At 71.4% G+C, this 23818-nt stretch carries 19 protein-coding genes; 15 read left to right on the top strand and 4 right to left on the bottom strand.

The features are described 5' to 3' along the window. Positions 1–70: 70 nt before the first annotated feature. Complete coding sequence (locus tag JS521_RS00980; RefSeq protein WP_205080802.1) at positions 71–1021, bottom strand: CAP domain-containing protein; 951 nt, start codon at positions 1019–1021, stop codon at positions 71–73. Positions 1022–1260: 239 nt separating this feature from the next. Between JS521_RS00980 and JS521_RS00975 the strand changes: the two genes are divergently transcribed. The 4 genes from JS521_RS00975 (at position 1261) to JS521_RS00960 (ending at position 8050) form a co-directional block, all read left to right on the top strand. After that, positions 1261–1542: an acylphosphatase gene (locus JS521_RS00975; RefSeq protein ID WP_205080801.1), complete on the top strand. Its 282-nt coding sequence runs from the start codon at positions 1261–1263 to the stop codon at positions 1540–1542. 438 nt (positions 1543–1980) lie between these two features. Then, on the top strand, positions 1981–2193 hold the full coding sequence (locus tag JS521_RS00970) for a hypothetical protein (protein WP_006127885.1): 213 nt from the start codon (positions 1981–1983) through the stop codon (positions 2191–2193). Between the two features lie 354 nt (positions 2194–2547). After that, positions 2548–6423, top strand: a complete 3876-nt coding sequence (locus tag JS521_RS00965; RefSeq protein ID WP_205080800.1) for an SMC hinge domain-related protein — start codon at positions 2548–2550, stop codon at positions 6421–6423. A 205-nt stretch (positions 6424–6628) separates the two neighbouring features. Beyond that, on the top strand, positions 6629–8050 hold the full coding sequence (locus tag JS521_RS00960) for a sugar porter family MFS transporter (protein ID WP_205080799.1): 1422 nt from the start codon (positions 6629–6631) through the stop codon (positions 8048–8050). Between the two features lie 67 nt (positions 8051–8117). Here JS521_RS00960 and JS521_RS00955 read toward each other — a convergent pair whose 3' ends face one another. After that, the gene (locus tag JS521_RS00955; protein ID WP_205080798.1) at positions 8118–9104 is read right to left on the bottom strand and encodes an LLM class flavin-dependent oxidoreductase; all 987 of its coding nucleotides are present in this window, start codon (positions 9102–9104) and stop codon (positions 8118–8120) included. A 180-nt stretch (positions 9105–9284) separates the two neighbouring features. Between JS521_RS00955 and ftsY the strand changes: the two genes are divergently transcribed. Further along, on the top strand, positions 9285–10478 hold the full coding sequence (ftsY, locus tag JS521_RS00950; RefSeq protein ID WP_205080797.1) for a signal recognition particle-docking protein FtsY: 1194 nt from the start codon (positions 9285–9287) through the stop codon (positions 10476–10478). Between the two features lie 122 nt (positions 10479–10600). Here the strand turns inward: ftsY and JS521_RS00945 are convergent, their stop codons facing one another. Further along, positions 10601–11248 (bottom strand): bifunctional DNA primase/polymerase, encoded by a 648-nt coding sequence (locus tag JS521_RS00945; RefSeq protein ID WP_205080796.1) that lies wholly within the window; start codon positions 11246–11248, stop codon positions 10601–10603. A 428-nt stretch (positions 11249–11676) separates the two neighbouring features. On the opposite strand from JS521_RS00945, the gene nsdA reads away from it, so the two are divergent. From nsdA to ffh, 5 genes are all read left to right on the top strand, one after another. Continuing rightward, entirely contained in the window at positions 11677–13152 is a 1476-nt protein-coding gene (nsdA, locus tag JS521_RS00940; protein WP_205080795.1) for a transcriptional repressor NsdA, read from the top strand. Positions 13153–13521: 369 nt separating this feature from the next. Beyond that, entirely contained in the window at positions 13522–14874 is a 1353-nt protein-coding gene (locus JS521_RS00935; protein WP_205080794.1) for an ammonium transporter, read from the top strand. After that, positions 14871–15209, top strand: coding sequence for a P-II family nitrogen regulator (locus tag JS521_RS00930; RefSeq protein ID WP_006127894.1), 339 nt, complete (start codon positions 14871–14873; stop codon positions 15207–15209). Before JS521_RS00935 ends, JS521_RS00930 begins: the two co-directional genes overlap by 4 nt. 29 nt (positions 15210–15238) lie before the next feature. After that, positions 15239–17698 (top strand): [protein-PII] uridylyltransferase, encoded by a 2460-nt coding sequence (locus tag JS521_RS00925; RefSeq protein WP_205080793.1) that lies wholly within the window; start codon positions 15239–15241, stop codon positions 17696–17698. A gap of 132 nt (positions 17699–17830) precedes the next feature. Then, positions 17831–19378: a signal recognition particle protein gene (gene ffh, locus JS521_RS00920; RefSeq protein ID WP_205080792.1), complete on the top strand. Its 1548-nt coding sequence runs from the start codon at positions 17831–17833 to the stop codon at positions 19376–19378. 75 nt (positions 19379–19453) lie between these two features. Here ffh and JS521_RS00915 read toward each other — a convergent pair whose 3' ends face one another. Further along, complete coding sequence (locus JS521_RS00915) at positions 19454–20341, bottom strand: methyltransferase domain-containing protein (protein ID WP_205080791.1); 888 nt, start codon at positions 20339–20341, stop codon at positions 19454–19456. Positions 20342–20793: 452 nt separating this feature from the next. Here JS521_RS00915 and JS521_RS00910 point away from each other — a divergent pair, with 452 nt between their 5' ends. From JS521_RS00910 to trmD, 5 genes are all read left to right on the top strand, one after another. Continuing rightward, entirely contained in the window at positions 20794–21384 is a 591-nt protein-coding gene (locus JS521_RS00910) for a hypothetical protein (RefSeq protein WP_030587823.1), read from the top strand. 157 nt (positions 21385–21541) lie between these two features. After that, entirely contained in the window at positions 21542–21982 is a 441-nt protein-coding gene (rpsP, locus tag JS521_RS00905) for a 30S ribosomal protein S16 (RefSeq protein WP_205080790.1), read from the top strand. A gap of 2 nt (positions 21983–21984) precedes the next feature. Next, the gene (locus JS521_RS00900; protein ID WP_003965959.1) at positions 21985–22224 is read left to right on the top strand and encodes an RNA-binding protein; all 240 of its coding nucleotides are present in this window, start codon (positions 21985–21987) and stop codon (positions 22222–22224) included. A 118-nt stretch (positions 22225–22342) separates the two neighbouring features. After that, entirely contained in the window at positions 22343–22969 is a 627-nt protein-coding gene (rimM, locus tag JS521_RS00895) for a ribosome maturation factor RimM (protein ID WP_205080789.1), read from the top strand. Then, a complete protein-coding gene (gene trmD / locus JS521_RS00890; protein ID WP_118904748.1) occupies positions 22969–23790 on the top strand; it encodes a tRNA (guanosine(37)-N1)-methyltransferase TrmD in 822 nt (273 codons plus the stop codon). The genes rimM and trmD overlap by 1 nt, the downstream gene beginning before the upstream one ends. Positions 23791–23818: the final 28 nt, after the last annotated feature.

Raw genomic sequence — 23818 nt, 5'->3', positions numbered from 1 at the left:
AGCCTACTCCCGCACAGTGCTCACCCCGAGGGAGCGCTGTACGGGAGTAAGGGGACCTGGCGGGGGCCGGTCAGAAGCCGAAGTTCTGGACCCACCACGGGCCGCCGGAGCCCTCGTGGACGCCGATGCCGATGGTCTTGTAGTCGCAGTTGAGAATGTTCTCGCGGTGGCCTTCGCTGTTCATCCAGGCCTCCATCACGGCCTGGGCGTCCGCCTGGCCGCGGGCGATGTTCTCCGCGCCGAGCCCCTGCACGCCGGCCTGCGCGGCACGGTCCCAGGGGGTGTCGCCGTCCGGGTCGGTGTGGTCGAAGAAGCCGCGGGCCGCCATGTCCTCGCTGAAGTTCTGCGCGAGCGAGGTCAGCGGGGCGCTGGTGGACAGCGGGGAGCAGCCGACCTTGGCGCGCTCCTGGTTCACCAGGGCCAGCACCTCGCTGCGTGCGGAGGCGTCGGTCGGGGAAGGGCTCGGCTTCTTGCTGGGCGGCGGGGCCGCGGAGGTGTTCGGCGGCGCCGGGGCCCTGCTCGCCGGGGCGCTGCTCTTCTCCGGGGCCGCGGTGGGCGCCTTCGACTTCTTCGACGGGGGGGCGGCCGGCTTCTTCGACGTGGAGGGCGCGGCCGACTTCGACGGCGCCTTGGAGGTCTTCGAGGGCGACGGGGTCTTGGACGGCGTCTTCGACGGAGTCTTGCTCGGAGCCTCCGGGCGCTCGCTGCCCCGGCTGGTGGGGGAGGAGGACCGGTCGGCCGGCGCGGTGGAGCTGCCGCCCTGCGTCAGCAGGTCCGGCGCGCCGCCCGTGCGCACCTGGTCGGCGGCGGTGGTGTTGCCCGAGGTGTAGGTGTCGCCGCCGGGGATCAGACCCGAGGCGACGGCCACCGCGCCGACGGCCACGGCCGCCGAGACGCCGAGGAGCCCGGTCCGGATCGGCACGCCGGACTTCTTGCGGCGCGTGCCCCGGTGCCGGGAAGCGGCCCCGGCCGCAGGTTCTTCAGCGGCGGGGCCTGCGGCGGATCGTCGGTGGCGTCCCATGCGCTGTGCCTTCCTGATACTCCGGACGTCGTGGCGACGTCACTCGACTGCCCCGTTGCTCGATTGCTCGTTGATCGAATTCGGTCGCACGCGGAGCGAGCGAATGCCGCTTGATCGACTTTCCGTCGATGCGCGTCCGATTCTCACCCGATCGAGTGAGGCTGTTGCGACGGGACTGTAGCCCATGGGCGAAAGGGGGCGACGTGCTTCGAGAGCAATTGGCCGGTTAGCGTTCGGGCATGAACGAAGAAGCACGCCTCGTCGTCTGGGTACGCGGCCGAGTACAGCAAGTAGGCTTCCGCTGGTTCACCAGGGCAAACGCTTTGGAGATCGGCGGGCTCATCGGGTTCGCCCTCAATCTCGACGACGGCCGGGTGCAGATCGTGGCCGAAGGACGGCGTGACAATTGCCACCGTCTGCTGGACTGGCTGCGGTCCGACGACACACCCGGGCGCGTGGACGGAGTCACTGAGATCTGGGACACCCCGCGCGGTGGGTACGACGGATTCGCCATCCGCTGACCCCCTCCCGCGCGACCCCTCCGGATCCGCTCCGTGAACGCGGTGCGTCGAACGGTCACGGGACCGCCCGCTCGGGCCCCGCACCCGAAATGACCTGCGACGGGACGCGGTGGCGGCCGATGGTTGCCAGATGCGGGATGTCGTGCAAGGCTGCGGCATTGACGAAGATCCGCACACCCCTCGGGGTCCTGCAGGAGAGTCGCGCCGCATGATCGTCCGGCCGCGCGACCCCGGGACGCCCGGGTACACAGGGTGTGATCGTGTTGACCGTCAAACTTTTTGGTGAGACGCTGAAAACCCCGCGCACCTTAGCTGTTCGGTAGAGCTGATTAGCAGCAGAACCGCAGTGGTGACAGAGCCCTGCCGAGCACCGCGGGTGCGATCCCCTGACGACCCACACCGCATCGGTCGGTCACTCATTGTGGAGGACCATCCATCATGGCAAAGGCGCTTCTCGGTTACGTCGGCGGTTCCGACCCGCGACTCCTCGCCGAGATGCGACGGCTCCAGCAGCGCGTCCAGGACCTGGAATCCGAGCTCACCCGGATCCAGGACGAGAACGACGCGCTCAACGCCGCCGCCCAGCACCAGGAGTCGCTGCTCGACAGCATCGACATCGACGTACCCCAGGGCGAGCCTGCACTGACCTGACCATCACGGCCCTCTCGGGCCGGTCGGGCCGGGCGCGCTCAGTAGCCTCGGAACATCTCTGATCCGTCCTGCGTCACGGATCGCCGTCCCCGAACGCCGGGGTTCCCGCATCGCCGGGGACGCCGTTGTCCGGTCGTTCTGCGATGCACCGCGCGGGACCGACAGCTGGATTCACAGAGTCATCCGGACGCTGGATGTCCGGATGCACAGTTGCCGGCAAGATTCACAGGGACGCTTCGGCGTCCCTTTTTCTTTGCCCGACCCCCACCCCGGACCTACCGGCCTTCGCTTACCGTCTGATGTGCCCTGCACCTTCATCAGCGAAACCGAGAGCGAAAGGTAGAGTCCGGCGGCGTGCACCTCAAGGCCCTGACCCTGCGTGGTTTCAAATCGTTCGCGTCCGCCACCACCCTGCGGTTCGAACCGGGGATCACCTGCGTCGTCGGACCGAATGGATCCGGCAAATCCAATGTGGTGGACGCGCTCTCCTGGGTCATGGGGGAACAAGGGGCCAAATCCCTGCGCGGCGGCAAGATGGAAGACGTGATCTTCGCCGGGACGACCGGGCGGCCACCGCTCGGCCGCGCGGAAGTGTCGCTGACCATCGACAATTCCGACGGCGCATTGCCCATCGAGTACGCCGAAGTGACGATCACTCGGATCATGTTCCGCAATGGCGGCAGCGAATACCAGCTCAACGGCGACACCTGTCGGCTGCTCGACATCCAGGAACTCCTCTCCGACTCCGGCATCGGCCGCGAGATGCACGTCATCGTCGGGCAGGGGCAGTTGGATTCCGTCCTGCACGCCGACCCGATGGGCCGCCGGGCCTTCATCGAGGAGGCCGCGGGCGTGCTCAAGCACCGCAAGCGGAAAGAGAAGGCGCTGCGGAAGCTGGACGCGATGGGCGCCAACCTGGCCCGGGTCCAGGACCTCACCGACGAACTGCGCCGCCAGCTCAAGCCGCTCGGCCGGCAGGCCGCCGTCGCCCGCCGGGCCGCCGTCATCCAGGCCGACCTGCGCGATGCCCGGCTCCGGCTCCTCGCGGACGACCTGGTCACCCTGCGGGACGCGCTGCGCGACGAGATCGCCGACGAGGCGGAGTTGAAGAAGCGCAAGGACGCGGCCGAGGCCGAGCTGAAGACGGCCCTCTTCCGCGAGGCCGAGCTGGAGGGCGAGGTCCGCCGGCTCGCGCCCCGGCTCCAGCGTGCCCAGCAGACCTGGTACGAGCTGTCACAACTGGCCGAACGGGTCCGCGGCACCATCTCCCTGGCCGACGCCCGGGTCCGCAGCGCGTCTCAGGCGCCCAGCGAGGAGCGCCGGGGCCGCGACCCCGAGGACCTGGAGCGCGAGGCCGCCCGGATCCGCGAGCAGGAGGCGGAGCTGACGGCGGCCCTGGAAGCGGCCGAGAACGCGCTGGAGGACACCGTCGCCCACCGCGCCGACCTGGAACGCGAGCTGGCCGTCGAGGAGCGCCGGCTCAAGGACGCGGCCCGGGCCATCGCCGACCGGCGCGAAGGGCTCGCCCGGCTGAACGGCCAGGTCAACGCTGCCCGCAGCCGGGCCGGTTCGGCCCAGGCCGAGATCGACCGGCTGGCAGCCTCCCGCGACGAGGCGCAGGAGCGCGCGGTCGCCGCCCAGGAGGAGTACGAGCAGCTCAAGGCGGAGGTCGAAGGGCTGGACGGGGTCGACGAGGAGCTGACCGCCCGCCACGAGGAGGCCAAGCAGGCCCTCGCCGAGGCGCAGGCCGCCCACAGCACGGCCCGCGACGAGGCCACCGCCGCCGAGCGCAGGCGGGCGGCGGTCGCGGCCCGGCACGAGGCGCTGGCCCTGGGGCTGCGCCGCAAGGACGGTACGGGGGCGCTGCTCGGGGCCCGGGACCGGCTCGCCGGCATCCTCGGGCCGGCCGCCGAACTGCTCACGGTCGAGCCCGGGTACGAGATCCCGGTGGCGGCCGCCCTCGGGTCGGCGGCGAACGCCGTGGCCGTCACGGACCCGGCCACGGCCGCCGACGCGATCCGGCTGCTCCGCGTGCGGGACGCGGGGCGGGCGGCGGTGCTGCTGGGAGGGGAGCCGGCGCCCGCCGCGCCCGCCGCGCCCGCCGCGCCCGCCGGGCCCACCGCAGTCTCCGGGCCGGCCGCGGCCTCCGCGCCCGCCCCGGCCGCCGCGGAGGCGCGGCCCGGTCACGTACCGGAGCAGTCCGGTGAGCCGGTGTCCGTACAGGGGCGGTCCGGTGAGCCGGTACCGGTACGGGAGCGGTCCGGTGAGCCGGTGCCCGTACGGGAAGAGGCTCCTCGTCCCGCCCCGGCCGTGTTGCCCGGACAGGGCGGCGACCCCGGCGGTTCCGTGTCCGCGTCTTCGCCCGTCGGCCCGGCTGCCGTCGTCCCCCTCCCGCACGGTCGCGCGGCAGAGCAGGCCACCGTCCTCACCCCGCCCGCCGTCGCCGACCTCGTGCGCGGGCCCGCCGCCCTGCTCGGGGCCGTACGCCGTCTCGTACCGGACATGGTGGTCGTCGGGACGCTGGAGGAGGCCGAGGAACTGGTTGCCGCGCACCCCGGGCTGACCGCGGTGACCGGGGAGGGGGACGTACTCTCCGCCCACTTCGCGCACGGCGGGTCGGCCGGGGCGCCCAGTCTGCTGGAGGTCCAGGCCTCCGTCGACGAGGCCGCCGCCGAGCTGGCCGAGCTGGCCGTACGGTGCGAGGAGCTGGCCGGGGCCCAGCGCCTGGCGGGGGAGCGGCGCACGGAGCAGGCCGCGCTCGTCGAGGAGTTGGGGGAGCGCCGCCGGGCGGCCGACCGGGAGAGGTCCGGCTTCGCCCAGCAGCTCGGGCGGCTCGCCGGGACGGCCCGGAGCGCGGCGGGCGAGGCAGAGCGGATGACCGCCTCCGCCGCCCGCGCCCAGGAAGCCCTGGAGCGGGCGACCGAGGAGGCCGAGGAGCTGGCCGAACGGCTGCTGGTCGCCGAGGAGACGCCGGCCGAGGAGGAGCCCGACACCTCCGTGCGGGACCGGCTCGCCGCTGACGGTGCCAACGCGCGCCAGACCGAGATGGAGGCCCGGCTCCAGGCACGTACGCACGAGGAGCGGGTCAAGGCGCTGGCCGGGCGGGCCGACTCGCTGGACCGGGCCGCCCGGACCGAACGGGAGGCCCGCGCCCGTGCCGAACAGCGCCGGGCCCGGCTGCGGTACGAGGCCGAGGTCGCCTCCGCCGTCGCCTCGGGCGCCCGTCAGCTGCTGGCGCACGTGGAGGTGTCCCTCGTACGGGCCGACGAGGAGCGGACGTCGGCCGAGGCGGCGAAGGGCGAGCGGGAGCGTGAGCTGGCCGTCGAACGCGACCGGGGCCGGGAACTGAAAGGCGAGCTGGACAAGCTCACCGACTCGGTCCACCGGGGCGAGGTGCTGGGGGCCGAGAAGCGGCTGCGGATCGAGCAGCTGGAGACGAAGGCTCTGGAGGAGCTGGGCGTGGAGCCCGCGGGGCTGGTCTCCGAGTACGGGCCCGACCAGCTCGTACCGCCGTCGCCGCCTGCCGAGGGCGAGGAGCTGCCGGAGGATCCGGAGGACCCGCGCAACCAGCCGAAGCCGTACCGGCGGCCCGAGCAGGAGAAGCGGCTGCGGTCGGCCGAACGGGCGTACCAGCAACTCGGGAAGGTGAATCCGCTCGCGCTGGAGGAGTTCTCCGCGCTGGAGGAGCGGCACAAGTTCCTGTCCGAGCAGCTTGAAGACCTGAAGAAGACCCGGGCCGATCTGCTCCAGGTGATCAAGGAGGTCGACGAACGGGTCGAGCAGGTCTTCACCGAGGCCTACCACGACACCGCCCGGCAGTTCGAGGGCGTCTTCTCGCGGCTCTTCCCCGGCGGCGAGGGCCGGCTCATCCTCACCGACCCGGACAACATGCTGACCACCGGCGTGGACGTCGAGGCCCGCCCGCCGGGCAAGAAGGTGAAGCGGCTCTCCCTGCTGTCGGGCGGCGAGCGGTCCCTGACGGCGGTGGCGTTGCTGGTCTCGATCTTCAAGGCCCGGCCCAGTCCGTTCTACGTGATGGACGAGGTCGAGGCCGCGCTCGACGACACCAACCTCCAGCGGCTGATCCGGATCATGGAGGAGCTCCAGGAGAGCTCCCAGCTGATCGTGATCACGCACCAGAAGCGGACGATGGAGGTCGCCGACGCGCTGTACGGGGTGTCCATGCAGGGCGACGGGGTATCGAAGGTCATCAGCCAGCGGCTGCGCTGACTCTTTACCGAATCATCAGAAGTTCAAGGCACGTGTCGCGCACTCCTGGGTAGACGGGCGAGGACCCACTGTTTGACTTCGATTCTTGAAGGCATACCCTCTGCGAAGTTGATTTCGCCTTCAAGTGGTGGCGGGCCGGATCGTGTGCGCCACTGGGAAGGCTCACACCCCACGTCTGACCCCCGGCCAGGCATCAGGAGTTCACGTGACCAGCAGCACAGCGAACGGACCCGAGTCCGGGGCGAGGGCGGCCCACCCGGACCACCTCGGCCATGTCATCTTCATCACCGCGGCCGCGGCGATGGGCGGCTTCCTCTTCGGATACGACAGCTCCGTCATCAACGGCGCCGTCGAGGCGATCCGCGACCGGTACGACATCGGCTCCGGAACGCTCGCCCAGGTCATCGCCATCGCGCTGATCGGCTGTGCGATCGGCGCCGCCACCGCCGGCCGGATCGCGGACCGGATCGGCCGCATCCGCTGCATGCAGATCGCCTCGGTGCTCTTCACGGCCAGCGCGATCGGCTCCGCACTGCCGTTCGCACTCTGGGACCTGGCGATGTGGCGCATCATCGGCGGCTTCGCCATCGGCATGGCCTCCGTGATCGGCCCGGCCTACATCGCCGAGGTCTCCCCGCCCGCCTACCGCGGCCGGCTCGGCTCCTTCCAGCAGGCCGCGATCGTCATCGGCATCGCCATCTCCCAGCTGGTCAACTACGCCGTCCTGCAGATCGCCGACGGCGACCAGCGCGGCGAGATTCTCGGCCTGGAGGCCTGGCAGTGGATGCTCGGCGTGATGGTCGTCCCGGCCATCCTGTACGGGCTGCTGTCCTTCGCCATCCCCGAGTCCCCGCGCTTCCTCATCTCGGTCGGCCGGAAGGCCGAGGCCCGCAAGATCCTCGAAGAGGTCGAGGGCGACAAGATCGACCTCGACGCACGCGTGACCGAGATCGAGACCGCCATGCACAGCGAGCACAAGTCCTCCTTCAAGGACCTGCTCGGCAACCGCTTCTTCTTCCTGCCCATCGTCTGGGTCGGCATCGGCCTCTCGATGTTCCAGCAGCTCGTGGGCATCAACGTCGCGTTCTACTACTCGGCGACGCTGTGGCAGTCCGTCGGCATCGACCCGACCGACTCGTTCTTCTACTCCTTCACCACCTCGATCATCAACATCATCGGCACGGTGATCGCGATGGTGCTGGTGGACCGGGTCGGCCGCAGGCCGCTCGCCCTCGTCGGCTCCATCGGCATGGCGGTCGCGCTCGCCGTCGAGGCCTGGGCCTTCTCCGCCGACCTGGTCGACGGCAAGCTGCCCGAGACCCAGGGCGCCGTCGCCCTCATCGCCGCCCATGTGTTCGTGCTCTTCTTCGCGCTGTCGTGGGGCGTCGTCGTCTGGGTCTTCCTGGGCGAGATGTTCCCGAACCGCCTGCGCGCCGCCGCCCTCGGCGTCGCCGTGTTCGCGCAGTGGATCGCCAACTGGGCGATCACCGCCAGCTTCCCGAGCCTCTCCGACTGGAACCTCTCGGGGACGTACATCATCTACGCCTGCTTCGCCGTGCTCTCGATCCCCTTCGTGCTCAAGTTCGTGAAGGAGACGAAGGGCAAGACGCTGGAGGAGATGGGCTGACCCCCCCCTGGCTGGAGGAGACGGGCCACCCCCCGCTGCCCCTCTCCTCTTCACCGGCGGCCCCGGCTCACCCTTGAGCCGGGGCCGCCGGCCTTTCCCGGGCCAGGGCCCCGCAGAACAGCCGCAGACTCCGCCACCCCTCCTCCACCGGCATCCCGCCGCACAGCGGATGCAGCACCAGCGAATCCGCCTCCAGACCCGCCAGCTCGTCCGGCGTGATGATCCGGTACACCCCTTCCTCGCGCAGCTCCGCCACCGTCGTCGCCGCCGAGCGCACCGCCGAGCGGATGTCCTTGGACTGCCAGGAGGCGTACGTCCGCGCCTCGTGCAGGAAGTGCTCGCCGTACTCCGCCCACGTACGGTCCGGATCCTCGGACACGTGCAGCAGCGGCGTCTCGGCCGCGGGCATCATGCAGAAACCCTCCGTCCCGTGGGCCGCGCACTGCTCGCGGTAGTACGCCTCCAGCTCCGGCAGGTGCGCGCTTGGGAACAGCGGCAGCCCCAGCCGGGCCGCCCGCCGCGCCGCGGCCCGTGAGCTGCCGCCGACCAGCAGCATCGGGTGCGGGCGCGTGTACGGGCGCGGGGTGACGCGTACCGTACGGCCCCGGTACGGGAACGGCTCCCCGGTCCACGCCGCCAGCAGCGTCTCCAGCAGCTCGTCCTGGAGCCTGCCGCGCCGGCCCCACTCGACCCCGGCCCGTTCGTACTCCTCCGGGCGGTAGCCGATGCCCGCGACCGTCACCAGCCGGCCCGCGCTCAGCAGGTCCAGGACCGCGATGTCCTCCGCCAGCCGCAGCGGATCGTGCAGCGGCCCGATGATCGCCGAGACGGTCACCGCGATCCGGCGGGTGGCGCCCAGGACGGCTCCGGCGAAGGTGAACGGGGAGGGCAGCCAGGAGTTCGCCACCCCGTGGTGCTCCTCGGTCTGCACCGTGTCGACACCGTGCTCGTCCGCGTACGCCGCCATCTCCAGGGCGGTGCGGTAGCGGGCCGAGAGCGATACGGGGGTGGCGTCGGGTTCGACGAGATTGAACCGGACCACTGTGAAGGCCATCAGGGGCGTCCCTTCGCCGGGCGGGCAGGGCAGGCGGCCGCACCGTACCTGACGAAGTATCAGAAGAGTAGGGGGCGGTGTCCGTATTGCGGCCAAAAGGTGCATAGGGATCGGCCGGATCGCCGGGGGGTCAGCCGGGACCGCGCCCGCGGCGCGGCCGTGGCCGATACTGGACGGGTTATGGAAATCGTCATCCTCGCTGTAGTCATCGCCCTGGTCGCTGTCGGCCTGGTCGGCGGGCTCGTGGTCGGCAGCCGCAAGAAGAAGCAGCTGCCGCCCCCGCCGCCGTCCACGCCGACCATCACCCCTCCCGCCGAACCGCAGGTCGGCGAGGAGGCCGAGGCGCCGCGCGACGAAGCGCGGCGCACCATCGACGAAGTCGGCCTCCCGGACGCCACCGCGCCCGTGGAGGAGGCCCCGGTCGCCGAGGCCCCCGCACTGGAGGTCCCCGAGCCCACCGCCGGCCGGCTCGTCCGCCTGCGGGCCCGGCTCGCCCGCTCGCAGAACTCCCTGGGCAAGGGGCTCCTCACCCTGCTCTCCCGGGACAACCTCGACGAGGACACCTGGGAGGAGATCGAGGACACCCTCCTCACCGCCGATGTCGGCGTCGCCCCCACCCAGGAACTGGTCGAGCGGCTCCGCGAGCGCGTCCGGGTGCTCGGCACCCGCACCCCGGACGACCTGCGCACCCTGCTCCGTGAGGAGCTGATCACCCTGCTCGGCCCGGACTTCGACCGCGAGGTCAAGACCGAGGGTGGGGCGGAGACCCCCGGCGTCGTCATGGTCGTCGGCGTCAACGGCACCGGCAAGACCACCACCACCGGCAAGCTGGCCCGGGTGCTCGTCGCCGACGGCCGCAGTGTGGTGCTCGGCGCGGCCGACACCTTCCGCGCCGCCGCCGCCGACCAGCTCCAGACCTGGGGCGAGCGCGTCGGAGCCCGTACGGTCCGGGGCCCCGAGGGCGGCGACCCGGCGTCGATCGCCTACGACGCGGTCAAGGAGGGCATCGCCGAGGGCGCGGACGTCGTCCTCATCGACACCGCGGGCCGACTGCACACCAAGACCGGTCTCATGGACGAGCTGGGCAAGGTCAAGCGCGTCGTGGAGAAGCACGGCCCGCTGGACGAGGTCCTGCTCGTCCTCGACGCCACCACCGGACAGAACGGTCTCGTCCAGGCCCGGGTGTTCGCGGAGGTCGTGGACATCACCGGCATCGTCCTCACCAAGCTCGACGGCACCGCCAAGGGCGGCATCGTCATCGCGGTCCAGCGCGAGCTGGGCGTACCGGTGAAGCTGATCGGCCTCGGTGAAGGGGCGGACGACCTTGCCCCGTTCGAGCCGGGCGCCTTCGTGGACGCACTGATCGGCGACTGAAACGGCCCGCATCCGGTACGGGGGGGGGGGGGGGGGGGGGGGGGGGGGGGGGGCCCCCCCGCCCCCCCCCCCCCCCCCCCCCCGTTTCCGCTCAGGGGTACGAGCGGTGGCAGGTCAGGGGGCTACGAGCGGTGGCAGACGTACGCCAATGTCCCCAGCAGCAGCCGCGCCTGCGGGGGAGCGGCCGCCGTGTCCAGCACCGGGGGCCGCAGCCAGCGGACCGGGCCGAGGCCGCCGAGGTCGGACGGCGGGGCGGTGATGTGCGTCCCCGGGCCCAGGGCGCGCAGGTCGAGGCCCGCGTCGTCCCAGCCCATCCGGTAGAGCAGCTCGGGCAGCTCGGCGGCGGCCCCGGGGGCGACGAAGAACTGCGCCCGCCCGGTCGGCGTCACCGTGACCGGGCCCAGCGGCAGCCCCATCCGCTCCATCCGCACCAGCGCCCGCCGCCCGGCCTGCTCCGCGACGTCCAGGACGTCGAAGGAACGGCCCACCGGCAGCAGCATCGCGGCGCCCGGCGTCTGCGCCCAGGCGTCCGCCGCGCGGTCCAGGCCGGTGCCCGCCGGGACCTCCCCGGCGAAACCCAAGGGGTGGGCGCCGGGGGAGGGGCACACCGGGTCGCCGCACGAGCAGGCGCCGGCCTCGGCCCGTGCTCCGGGCGTCACCGCCCAGCCCCACAGTCCTGTGTACTCGGCCACCGCCGTGCCCTCGGTGCCGCGGTGGCGTCGCCGCGCACCGGATCGCATCTCCCGGATGCCGCCGATCGTGAAGCCCATGCCCCCTCCAACGGGTCCGGCTCGCCGGTGGTTACGACCCGCGTCGCTCGGGTAACCCTCCGTCGCTGCAACTCGATCGAGTGGCGTGCGCGGTAGTGCGAAAGGGAGTGCAATACGGTGTACGCGCCCCCGAGTGCTTCCGTCCGCTCGCCCTCGGCCCTGATCCCTCAAGTCAAGCGCGTGCAGCGGCAGTCGGGTTCATTCGAAGGGGTGGCGAATGGTGGCGTTTCTTCAATTCCCCTCGCGGGAGGGGTGATCGTAGGATTACCGTCGGTACACGAACCCTGGGAGTATGTGCACCCACGGGTATGCCGCAGGCAACCCGATTTCCTGTTCGAGGGTGTCCAACTCCCGTACGGACAGCACCGATGCACGGCATTCTGATAATGGTTCGCGCGATGAGGTTTCAGCGGGATGGGGGCGTTCCAGTGAGTGGCAGCGGCGCAGGCGACACGGATGCGGGCAAGCGTCCCAACGGGCAGTTGGGGTCGTGGTTCGTGCGTAGTGGCTGGTCCAAGGGCGAGCTGGCGCGCCAGGTGAACCGACGGGCGCGGCAGATGGGCGCCCACCACATCAGCACCGACACCTCCCGGGTGCGGCGCTGGCTCGACGGCGAGCAGCCGCGGGAGCCGATTCCCCGCATCCTCTCCGAGCTGTTCTCGGAGCGCTTCGGAGCCGTCGTCGCCGTCGAACAGCTCGGGCTGCGCACCGCTCACCAGTCACCCTCGGTGGCCGGGGTCGACCTGCCCTGGGCCGGACCGCAGACCGTCGCCCTGCTCAGCGAGTTCTCCCGCAGTGACCTGATGCTCGCCCGGCGCGGCTTCCTCGGCAGCTCGCTGGCGCTGGCCGCGGGGCCCGCGCTCATCGAGCCGATGCAGCGCTGGCTGGTGCCCGTGCCCGTACAGGGGACCGGCGAACCGGAGGCCCCGGCCGCCGACCACCGCCCCTCCAAACTCTCGCGGCCCGAGCTGGACCTGCTGGAGTCGACCACTGCGATGTTCCGGCAGTGGGACGCCCAGTGCGGCGGCGGGCTGCGCCGCAAGGCCGTCGTCGGACAGCTGCACGAGGTCACCGACCTGCTCCAGGAGCCCCAGCCCGGCCCCACCGCCCAGCGGCTCTTCCGCTGCGCCGCTGAGCTTGCCGAGCTGGCGGGCTGGATGAGCTACGACGTCGGCCTCCAGCCCACCGCCCAGAAATACTTCGTGCTCGCCCTGCACGCCGCCAAGGAGGCCGGGGACAAGCCGCTCGGCAGCTACATCCTCTCCAGCATGAGCCGCCAGATGATCCACCTGGGCCGCCCCGACGACGCCCTGGAGCTGATCCACCTCGCGCAGTACGGCAGCCGCGACTGCGCCACCTCGCGGACCCAGGCCATGCTGTATGCGATGGAGGCCCGCGCCTACGCCAACATGGGCCAGCCCAGCAAGTGCAAGCGGGCCGTCCGGATGGCCGAGGACACCTTCCTGGACGCCGGACTCGACGGCGAGCCCGAGCCCGACTGGATCCGCTTCTTCTCCGAGGCCGAGCTGAACGGCGAGAACGCCCACTCCTACCGCGACCTGGCCTATGTCGCCGGCCGCAGCCCCACCTACGCCTCGCTCAGCGAGCCCGTCATGGAGAAGGCCGTCGAGCTGTTCGGCGAGGACGACGAGCACCAGCGCTCCTACGCGCTCAACCTCATCGGCATGGCCACCGTCCATCTCCTCCAGCGCGAGCCGGAGCAGTCCACCGTGCTCGCCGGGCAGGCCCTGAAGATCGCCAAGAAGGTCCGCTCCGAGCGGGTCAACACCCGCCTGCGCAAGACCGTCGACACCGCAGCCAGGGACTTCGGCGATGTCGCCGACGTCGCCCGGCTCACCGAGCTGCTCCACGAACAGCTGCCGGAGACCGCCGAAGCGGTCTGACCGGCACCCGAGGCCCCGGCCGCGGCGCCCCTTCCGTACACCCCGACTCGGCTCCCCCATCGCCTGGTCACACGGAGGGTCGCCGTGGCCGGTTTCGTGCTTTCCGGGCCCAGGAACGGCCCCTCGGGCGTTTCAACCGCACCGTATGCGGCGTGCGCTGCATGGTAGGCAGCGCACCGGACGCGCCACCCCGGATTCATTCGGCCGTAACACGCGATCCCTCTTCGTCACGCTCGCGAAACATCGTGCGGCATCCCATGAAACGGCCCTCCGTCAACCTCGTGGCTCATAACCGGCCCGCACCTGTTCCCAGTGGTCCCGCAGCATTCCCCCGCACGCCGCGGCCGCACCGACGACGAGGAGACGCCGATGCCCCCAGGCATCACGACGCTTGCCGCAGACGCCCCTGAGCTGTCTGCCGCCAACACCGGGTTCATGCTGATCTGCTCGGCCCTGGTGATGCTCATGACCCCCGGCCTGGCCTTCTTCTACGGAGGCATGGTCCGCGTCAAGAGCACCCTCAACATGCTGATGATGAGCTTCATCAGCCTCGGGATCGTCACGGTCCTGTGGGTGCTCTACGGATTCAGCCTGGCCTTCGGCTCCGACGTCGGCTCGGTCATCGGCTGGAGCTCCGAGTACGTCGGCCTCAGCGGAATCGGCGTCACCGAACTCTGGGACGGCTACACCATCCCGGTGTACGTCTTCGCCGCCTTCCAGCTGATGTTCGCCGTCCTCACCCCGGCCCTGATCAGCGGAGCGCTCGCCGACCGCGTGAAGTTCACCGCGTGGGCGCTGTTCATCGTCCTGTGGGTCACCGTCGTCTACTTCCCCGTCGCCCACTGGGTCTGGGGCTCCGGCGGCTGGCTCTTCGAGATGGGCGTCATCGACTTCGCCGGCGGTACGGCCGTCCACATCAACGCCGGTGCCGCCGCCCTCGGCGTCATCCTGGTGATCGGCAAGCGCATCGGCTTCAAGAAGGACCCGATGCGGCCGCACAGCCTGCCGCTCGTCATGCTCGGCGCGGCCCTCCTGTGGTTCGGCTGGTTCGGCTTCAACGCCGGATCCTGGCTCGGCAACGACGACGGCGTCGGCGCGGTCATGTTCCTGAACACCCAGGTCGCCACCGCCGCCGCGGTCCTCGGCTGGCTCGTCTACGAGAAGCTGCGCCACGGCTCCTTCACCACCCTGGGCGCCGCCTCCGGCGCGGTCGCCGGCCTCGTCGCCATCACCCCGGCGGGCGGCTCCGTCTCCCCGCTCGGCGCGATCGCGATCGGCGCCATCGCCGGTGTCCTGTGCGCCATGGCGGTCGGCCTGAAGTACAAGTTCGGCTACGACGACTCCCTGGACGTCGTCGGCGTCCACCTCGTCGGCGGCATCATCGGCTCCATCCTGGTCGGCTTCTTCGCCACCGGAGGCGTCCAGTCCGACGCCGCAGGCCTCTTCTACGGCGGCGGTGTGGAACAGCTCGGCAAGCAGGTCGTCGGCGTCGTCGCGGTCCTCGCGTACTCTCTCGTCGTCTCCGCGGTCATCGCCCTGGCGATCCACAAGACGATCGGGATGCGGGTCTCCGAGGACGACGAGGTCTCCGGCATCGACCAGGTCGAACACGCCGAGACGGCGTACGACTTCAGCGGCACCGGCGGCGGCTCGGTCTCCCGCACCACCGCCCCCGCCCCCGACACGACGGCAGCACCGAAGGCAAAGAAGGTGGACGCATGAAGCTCATCACCGCGGTCGTGAAGCCCCACCGGCTGGACGAGATCAAGGAGGCCCTCCAGGCCTTCGGCGTCCAGGGGCTCACCGTCACCGAGGCCAGCGGTTACGGGCGGCAGCGCGGCCACACCGAGGTCTACCGGGGCGCCGAGTACACCGTCGACCTGGTCCCCAAGATCCGTATCGAGGTCCTCGTCGAGGACGAGGACGCCGAACAGCTCATCGAGGTCGTCGTCAAGGCCGCCCGTACCGGCAAGATCGGAGACGGCAAGGTCTGGAGTGTTCCGGTCGACACCGCCGTCCGGGTACGGACCGGCGAACGCGGCCCGGACGCCCTCTGACCGACGGCCCACGAACGGAAGGCATCTGGGTGACGACTACCGAAGTGACCACCGAAACCGAAGGCTCGGAACCCAGCGGCTACGCGGCGGCCCGGCTGCGCCTCCTCCAGCAGGAGGCGCGGCCCCCCCCCCCGCGCCGTGCGGCCCTCGCCCGCCTCACCGACGACTGGCTCACCGGCCTGTTCACCGCCGCCACCACCCGTACCGGGGTACGCGGCGCCGCCCTCGTCGCCGTCGGCGGCTACGGTCGCGGCGAGCTCTCCCCGCGCAGCGACCTCGATCTGCTCCTCCTCCACGACGGCAGCGCCGACGCGGCGGCCCTCGCCGCCCTCGCCGACGCCATCTGGTACCCCGTCTGGGACCTGGGCCTGGCCCTCGACCACTCCGTACGCACCCCCGGCGAAGCCCGGAAGACGGCCGGCGAGGACCTCAAGGTCCAGCTCGGCCTGCTGGACGCCCGCCCGGTCGCAGGCGACCTCGGCCTCGTCGCCTCGCTGCGCACCGCGATCCTCGCCGACTGGCGCAACCAGGCCCCGAAACGCCTCCCCGCCCTCCACGAGCTGTGCCAGGAACGCGCGGAGCGGATGGGCGAGCTCCAGTTCCTCCTGGAACCCGACCTCAAGGAGGCCCGCGGCGGTCTCCGCGACGCCACCGCCCTGCGCGCGGTGGCCGCCTCCTGGGTCGCCGACGCCCCCCGCGAAGGGCTCGACCGGGCCCGCCGCACCCTCCTCGACGCCCGCGACGCCCTCCACCTCACCACCGGGCGCGCCACCGACCGCCTCGCCCTCCAGGAACAGGACCAGGTCGCCCAGGCCCTCGGCCTCCTCGACGCCGACACCCTGCTGCGCCAGGTCTACGAGGCCGCGCGGACGGTCTCGTACGCCACCGACGTCACCTGGCGCGAGGTCAACCGGGTGCTCCGCGCCCGCTCGGCCCGCCCGAAGCTCCGCGCCCTGCTCAGCGGCGGCCTCGGCACCAAACCCACCCCCGAGCGCACCCCGCTCGCCGACGGCGTGGTGGACGCGGACGGCGAAGTGGTCCTCGCCCGCGCCGCCCGCCCCGAACGCGACCCGATCCTCACCCTGCGCGCCGTCGAGGACGCCGCCGAGGCCGGACTCCCGCTCTCCCGCCACCTCGTACGCCACCTGGCGACCACCGCCCGGCCGCTGCCGCTCCCGTGGCCCCCCGAGGCCCGCGAGGAACTCGTCACCCTGCTCGGCGCGGGGGAGGCCACCGTCGGCGTCTGGGAGGCGCTCGAAGCGGAAGGGATCGTCACCCGGCTGCTGCCCGACTGGGAACGCGTCCACTGCCGCCCCCAGCGCAACCCCGTCCACACCTGGACCGTCGACCGGCACCTCGTGGAGACCGCCGTCCGTGCCGCCTCCCTCACCCGCCGCGTCCACCGCCCCGACCTCCTCCTGGTCGCGGCCCTCCTGCACGACATCGGCAAGGGCTGGCCCGGCGACCACTCGGTGGCCGGTGAGGTCATCGCCCGGGACATGGCCACCCGGATCGGCTTCGACAAGCACGACGTGGGCGTCATCGCCACCCTCGTACGCCACCATCTCCTGCTCGTCGACACCGCCACCCGGCGCGACCTCGACGACCCCGCCACCGTGCAGTCCGTCGCCGCAGCCGTCTCCACCGCCTCCACGCTGGAGCTGCTGCACGCCCTCACCGAGGCCGACGCCCTCGCCACCGGGCCCGCAGCCTGGTCCGCCTGGCGCGCCTCCCTCGTCGCCGACCTGGTCAAACGGGTCGGAGCCGTCCTCGCCGGGGAGTTCCCCGATGAACCCGAGGAAGAAGCGCCCAGCGCCGAGCACGAACGCCTCACCATCGAGGCCCTGCGCACCGGCGAACCCGTCCTCGCCCTGCACACCCAGCCCGAGGAGCCCGCCGGGGACGGCGAGGTGGAACCCGTCGGCGTCGAACTCCTCATCGCCCTGCCCGACCGCCCCGGCGTCCTGCCCGCCGCCGCCGGAGTCCTCGCCCTGCACCGCCTCACCGTGCGCGCCGCCGACCTGCGCGCGGTGGAGCTGCCCAACGAGCTGGGGGAGAAGGCGGACCTGCTGCTGCTCAGCTGGCGGGTCGCCGCCGAGTACGGCTCTCTCCCGCAGGCCGCCCGCCTCCGCGCCGACCTCGTACGCGCCCTGGACGGTTCCCTGGACATCCGGGCCCGTCTCGCCGAGCGCGAGGCCGCCTATCCGCGCAGGCGAGGCGTGAAGGCCCCGCCGCCCCGGGTCACCGTCGCCGCAGCCGGCTCCCGCCGCGCCACCGTCATCGAGGTCCGCGCCCAGGACGCCCCGGGCCTGCTGCACCGGATCGGAAACGCCCTGGAAGGCAGTGCCGTACGGGTGCGGAGCGCCCATGTCTCCACCCTCGGCGCCAACGCCGTGGACGCCTTCTACGTCACCGGAACCGACGGCGAACCGCTGTCCCCGGGCCGGGCCGCCGAGGTCGCCCGGGAGGTCGAGAAGGCCCTCGGCTGACACGTACGACGCTTTTGTCCAGCCCTCGCCCGGCTCCGTATCCGGGCGAGGGCTTGGTGTTCTCCGGGGGACCGATACCCTGGAGGGCGATTGACCAGCCCCCGACCCCGACCCTGAGGACCGACGAGCGCCGTGTTCGATACTCTCTCCGACCGCCTTAGCGCGACTTTCAAGAACCTCAGGGGCAAGGGCCGCTTGTCCGAGGCGGACATCGACGCCACGGCACGCGAGATCCGTATCGCCCTGCTGGAAGCCGACGTCGCCCTGCCCGTGGTCCGGGCCTTCATCGCCAACGTCAAGGAGCGGGCGCGCGGCGTCGAGGTCTCCCAGGCGCTGAACCCCGCCCAGCAGGTCGTCAAGATCGTCAACGAGGAGCTCGTCTCCATCCTCGGCGGCGAGACCCGGCGGCTGCGGTTCGCCAAGACCGCCCCCACCGTGATCATGCTCGCCGGCCTCCAGGGCGCCGGTAAGACGACGCTCGCCGGCAAGCTCGGCCTCTGGCTCAAGGGCCAGGGCCACTCCCCGCTGCTCGTCGCCTGTGACCTCCAGCGCCCCAACGCCGTCAACCAGCTGAGCGTCGTCGCCGAGCGCGCCGGCGTCGCGGTGTACGCCCCCGAGCCGGGCAACGGCGTCGGCGACCCGGTCCAGGTCGCCAAGGACTCCATCGAGTTCGCCAAGGCCAAGGTCCACGACATCGTCATCGTCGACACCGCGGGACGCCTCGGCATCGACCAGGAGCTGATGCAGCAGGCCGCGGACATCCGCGACGCCGTCAGCCCCGACGAGATCCTCTTCGTCGTCGACGCGATGATCGGTCAGGACGCGGTCAACACCGCCGAGGCCTTCCGCGACGGCGTCGGCTTCGACGGCGTGGTCCTCTCCAAGCTCGACGGCGACGCCCGCGGTGGCGCGGCCCTGTCGATCGCCCACGTCACGGGCAAGCAGGTCATGTTCGCGTCGAACGGCGAGAAGCTGGAGGACTTCGACGCGTTCCACCCGGACCGGATGGCCTCCCGCATCCTCGACATGGGTGACCTGCTCACCCTGATCGAGCAGGCGGAGAAGACGTTCAGCCAGGAAGAGGCCGCCAAAATGGCCTCGAAGCTCCAGTCGAGCAAGGGCGGGAAGGACTTCACCCTCGACGACTTCCTGGCCCAGATGGAGCAGGTCCGCAAGATGGGCTCCATCTCCAAGCTGCTCGGGATGCTGCCCGGCATGGGGCAGATCAAGGACCAGATCAACAACATCGACGAGCGCGACATCGACCGCACCGCCGCGATCATCAAGTCGATGACCCCCAAGGAGCGCGCCGAGCCGACGCTCATCAACGGCTCGCGCCGGGCCCGTATCGCCAAGGGTTCGGGCGTCGAGGTCTCCGCGGTCAAGAGCCTGGTGGAGCGCTTCTTCGAGGCCCGCAAGATGATGTCGAAGATGGCCCAGGGCGGCGGCATGCCCGGGATGCCGGGGATGCCCGGGATGGGCGGCGGCCCCGGCCGTCAGAAGAAGCAGGTCAAGCAGGCCAAGGGCAAGCGCAAGAGCGGCAACCCCATGAAGCGCAAGGCCGAGGAGGCAGCCGCCGCGGAGCGCCGCGAGCAGGCGGCCCAGGGCGGCGCGTTCGGCCTGCCCGCCCAGGACGACAAGAACTTCGAGCTGCCGGACGAGTTCAAGAAGTTCATGTAACGAGACCCGGTCAGTACGCGTAAGGGGCGCCCTTGAGAAGGGGCGCCCCTTACGCATGTCCTGAGGAAGGCCCGCTCAGGTGACGCAGACCAGATAGCGGAAGACGTTCGGCATCCACACCGTGCCGTCCTCCCGCTGATACGGATGCAGGGCCTCCGCGACCTCCTTCTCCACCTGGGAGCGGTCCGTGGCCCGTACGGCGGCGTCGAAGAGGCCGGTGGACAGCAGCCCGCGCACCGCGCTGCCCACGTCCGCGTAACCGAACGGGCAGGACACCCGCCCCGAACCGTCCGGCTTCAGCCCGGCCCGCGCCGCCACGTCCTCCAGGTCGTCCCGGAGCGTCGGCCTCCACCTGCCCTGTTGTTCCGTACGCGGCGGACGCGCGGACTCCGCGAGCCGCGCGGCCACCCGCAGCACCGCGGCCGTGGCGCACCGCTCCGGCGGACCCCAGCTCGTCAGCACCACCGAGGCGCCCCGCACGGCCAGCGGCACGGCCGATCGCAGCGCCGGTACCAGCCCCTCGGAGTCCCCGGCCGCGCAGCCGATCGGCTCGAAGACCGTGATCAGGTTGTACGGAGCGCCGTCCGCGCCGGCGGGCGCGGGCCGCCCGTCCTCCAGCAGCCGGGCCCGACGGCGGGCAGGGTGCGGGGAGTGCGCGGGCGTGTCGTCCCAGCCGGCGTCGGGCAGCAGCCGCGCCCGGGCCAGGGCCAGGCGCTCCCGGTCGGAGTCCACACCCGTGACATGCGCCCCCCGGGCCGCCGCGACGAGCATCGCGAGGCCCGAACCGCAGCCGAGGGACAGCATCCGGGTGGCGGCCCCCACTTCCATCCGGTCGTACACCGCCTCGTAGAGCGGCGCGAGCATGCGTTCCTGGATCTCGGCCCAGTCGCGTGCGAGGGTACCGGCGTCCGCCGGCGCGGAGGCGTCCGCGCCCAGCTGGTTCCGGACGAGCGTTGGTGTCATGGAAAGTGCCCCAATCCGCCAAGAGGTCGGTCGTTCCCGAGTGGACGTCCCCCGTGTGCGAGTGTTCCGCACCCCGTAGCCAGAGAACTGCGCATCCGCCGTTCCGTCCAGGGGTTGTGGAACAGTGCTTGCGTGCCCCGGTCGTGCGCCCCGTCCCACGTCTGCTCTCCGACCAGTCTTACCCGACACCCCGCGCCGGGCACGTCGAGCGGAGGGGAGGGTAGTCTTCCCGGCGGATTCGTCAGGGCCACGGGCCGCCCGCGCTCCTCACATCGGCGGCCGCCGGGCGTACCGCACGCTGTGCACCACCTTGGTGCGAGCTGTGCGCCTTCTCCGCAGTTCTGCGTACCCGCCCTCGTCCGGACGCATCAAGGGCAACTGACTGGTACGTGCAAATTATTTGGGATGCCCCGGAATAGGAACACCGGAGCACTCGGGCTCGTTGTCACGACGTGAGCACGACACCACCTGTACTTGCCGCAGAGCTGGCACAGGCGTGGGCCGACATTCAGCGGTACCACCCCGAGCTGCCCGATCTTGCCGCGCCCGAGTCCCTGATCGGAGAGTCCTCGTCCGCCTGTGGCGCCGAGCTCTCCTTCGAGCGACTGCTCCACGAGGCAGTCCACGGCATCGCCGCCGCGAGAGGAGTCCGAGACACCTCCCGTGCCGGCCGCTACCACAACCGACGCTTCCTCGCGATCGCCGAGGAGCTGGGCCTCGATCATGCCGAGGAACCCCACCCCAGCAGCGGATTCTCGCTGGTCACGCTGAATCCGGAAGCCAAGCGCCGGTACCGTCCGACCACCGAACGGCTGCAGCGCGCCCTCAAGGCGCACACCGTCGCCACCGCCGCCGACACCAAGCGCTCCTTCCGCGGACCTGCCGCCCGGCACGGTTCCTCCGGAGGCGGCGTGCGGGTCAAGGCCGTCTGCGACTGCGGACGCAACGTCCGCGTCGTCCCGTCGGTCCTGGCGCAGGCGCCGATCGTCTGCGGCGGCTGCGGCAAGCCGTTCCGGATCCCGGAAGCGGTCGCGGTGGGGTGAGCCGATGGCGTGTGGCACAATGGCTAGCTGTACTCGACAGTCGCACAGGACCCCTCTCTCCTCCGGCTGACGCGTCCATCGGGCACTCCGAGTACCGCAACCCCACGTGGCATCTAGTTGTGCCCAACCACGTCAGAGACCAGGAGACACCACTTCCGTGGCAGTCAAGATCAAGCTGAAGCGTCTGGGCAAGATCCGTTCGCCTCACTACCGCATCGTCGTCGCCGACTCCCGTACCCGCCGTGACGGCCGGGCCATCGAGGAGATCGGCCTGTACCACCCGGTGCAGAACCCCTCGCGCATCGAGGTCAACTCGGAGCGTGCGCAGTACTGGCTGTCCGTCGGCGCCCAGCCGACCGAGCCGGTCCTCGCGATCCTGAAGCTCACCGGTGACTGGCAGGCCCACAAGGGCCTCCCGGCCCCCGCGCCGCTGCTGCAGCCGGAGCCCAAGGCTGACAAGCGCGCGCTGTTCGAGGCGCTGTCCTCGGACGGCGACGAGGCCAAGGGTGAGGCCATCACCCCCAAGGCCAAGAAGTCCGACAAGAAGGCGGACGAGGCGGCTGACGCTGCCGCGTCCACCGAGTCGACCGAGGCCTGAGCATGCTCGAGGAGGCTCTCGAGCACCTCGTGAAGGGCATCGTCGACAACCCCGACGACGTGCAGGTTGCCGAGCGCACCCTGCGTCGCGGGCGCGTGCTGGAGGTCCGGGTCCACCCCGACGACCTCGGCAAGGTGATCGGCCGTAACGGCCGCACCGCTCGCGCTCTGCGTACGGTCGTGGGTGCCATCGGCGGCCGCGGTATCCGTGTCGACCTCGTCGATGTGGACCAGGTTCGCTGATCAGCGAGTTGAACACCGGCCAGGGCCGGGGAGGGCCTTCGGGCCGTCCCCGGCCTTTGTCGTCGGCCACCCGGACGTCTCCCCCTCCCCGCCCGCACCCCATCAATCGGAGAACAGCGTGCAGTTGGTAGTCGCGCGGATCGGCCGTGCCCACGGCATCAAGGGCGAGGTCACCGTCGAGGTACGAACGGACGAGCCCGAACTGCGGCTCGGACCCGGCGCCGTCCTGGCCACCGAACCGGCGGAGACGGGTCCGCTGACGATCGAGACGGGCCGGGTCCACAGCGGCAGGCTCCTGCTGCGCTTCGAGGGCGTACGCGATCGCACCGCCGCCGAGGCCCTGCGGAACACTCTGCTGATCGCCGAGGTGGACCCGGAGGAACTGCCCGAGGAGGAGGACGAGTTCTACGACCACCAGCTGATCGACCTCGACGTGGTGCTCGCCGACGGCACCGAGATCGGCCGGATCACCGAGATCTCCCACCTGCCCTCCCAGGACCTGTTCATCGTGGAGCGCCCCGACGGCAGCGAGGTGATGATCCCCTTCGTCGAGGAGATCGTCACCGAGATTGACCTGGAGGAGCAGCGCGCGGTCATCACCCCGCCGCCCGGCCTGATCGACGAGAGCGAGGCCGTGATCGCCTCCTCCCGCGACGAGGAGACCGGCGAGACGGCCTCTGGCGATGCGGCCTCCGGCGATGCGGCCTCCGGTGATGCGGCCGAGGCGCCGAAGGGCGACGCCTGATGCGGCTCGACGTCGTCACGATCTTCCCGGAGTACCTGGAACCGCTGAACGTCTCCCTCGTCGGGAAGGCCCGCGCCCGCGGCGTGCTGGACGTCCATGTCCACGACCTGCGGGAGTGGACGTACGACCGGCACAACACGGTCGACGACACCCCCTACGGCGGCGGACCCGGCATGGTCATGAAGACCGAGCCCTGGGGCGACGCCCTGGACGAGTCCCTCGCCGACGGCTACGAGGCCGGAGCGCACTCCCCGGTCCTCGTCGTGCCCACGCCGAGCGGCCGGCCGTTCACGCAGGAACTGGCCGTCGAACTCTCCGCCGAGCCCTGGCTGCTCTTCACTCCGGCCCGCTACGAGGGCATCGACCGCCGGGTGATCGACGAGTACGCCACCCGGCTGCGGGTCGTCGAGGTCTCCATCGGGGACTACGTACTGGCCGGCGGGGAAGCGGCCGTCCTGGTGATCACGGAGGCGGTGGCCCGGCTGCTGCCCGGTGTCCTCGGCAACGCCGAATCCCACCGGGACGACTCCTTCGCCCCGGGCGCGATGGCCAACCTCCTGGAGGGCCCCGTCTACACCAAGCCGCCGGAGTGGCGCGGCCGGTCCATCCCGGACGTCCTGCTCAGCGGCCACCACGGGAAGATCGCGCGCTGGCGGCGGGACCAGGCCTTCGCCCGTACCGCCCTCAACCGGCCCGATCTGATCGAGCGGTGCGAGGCGGGCGCCTTCGACAAGAAGGACCGCGAGATCCTCTCCATCCTCGGCTTCGCACCGGAGCCCGGCGGCCGATTTTGGCGCAGGCCCACCGCCGTGGAAGAATAGGCCGCTGCTGTACGTCCGGTGTGCGCCC

It is taken from the genome of Streptomyces durocortorensis, assembly GCF_016901035.1.
Classification (GTDB): domain Bacteria; phylum Actinomycetota; class Actinomycetes; order Streptomycetales; family Streptomycetaceae; genus Streptomyces; species Streptomyces durocortorensis.
This window is presented reverse-complemented; position numbering and strand designations above follow the sequence as displayed.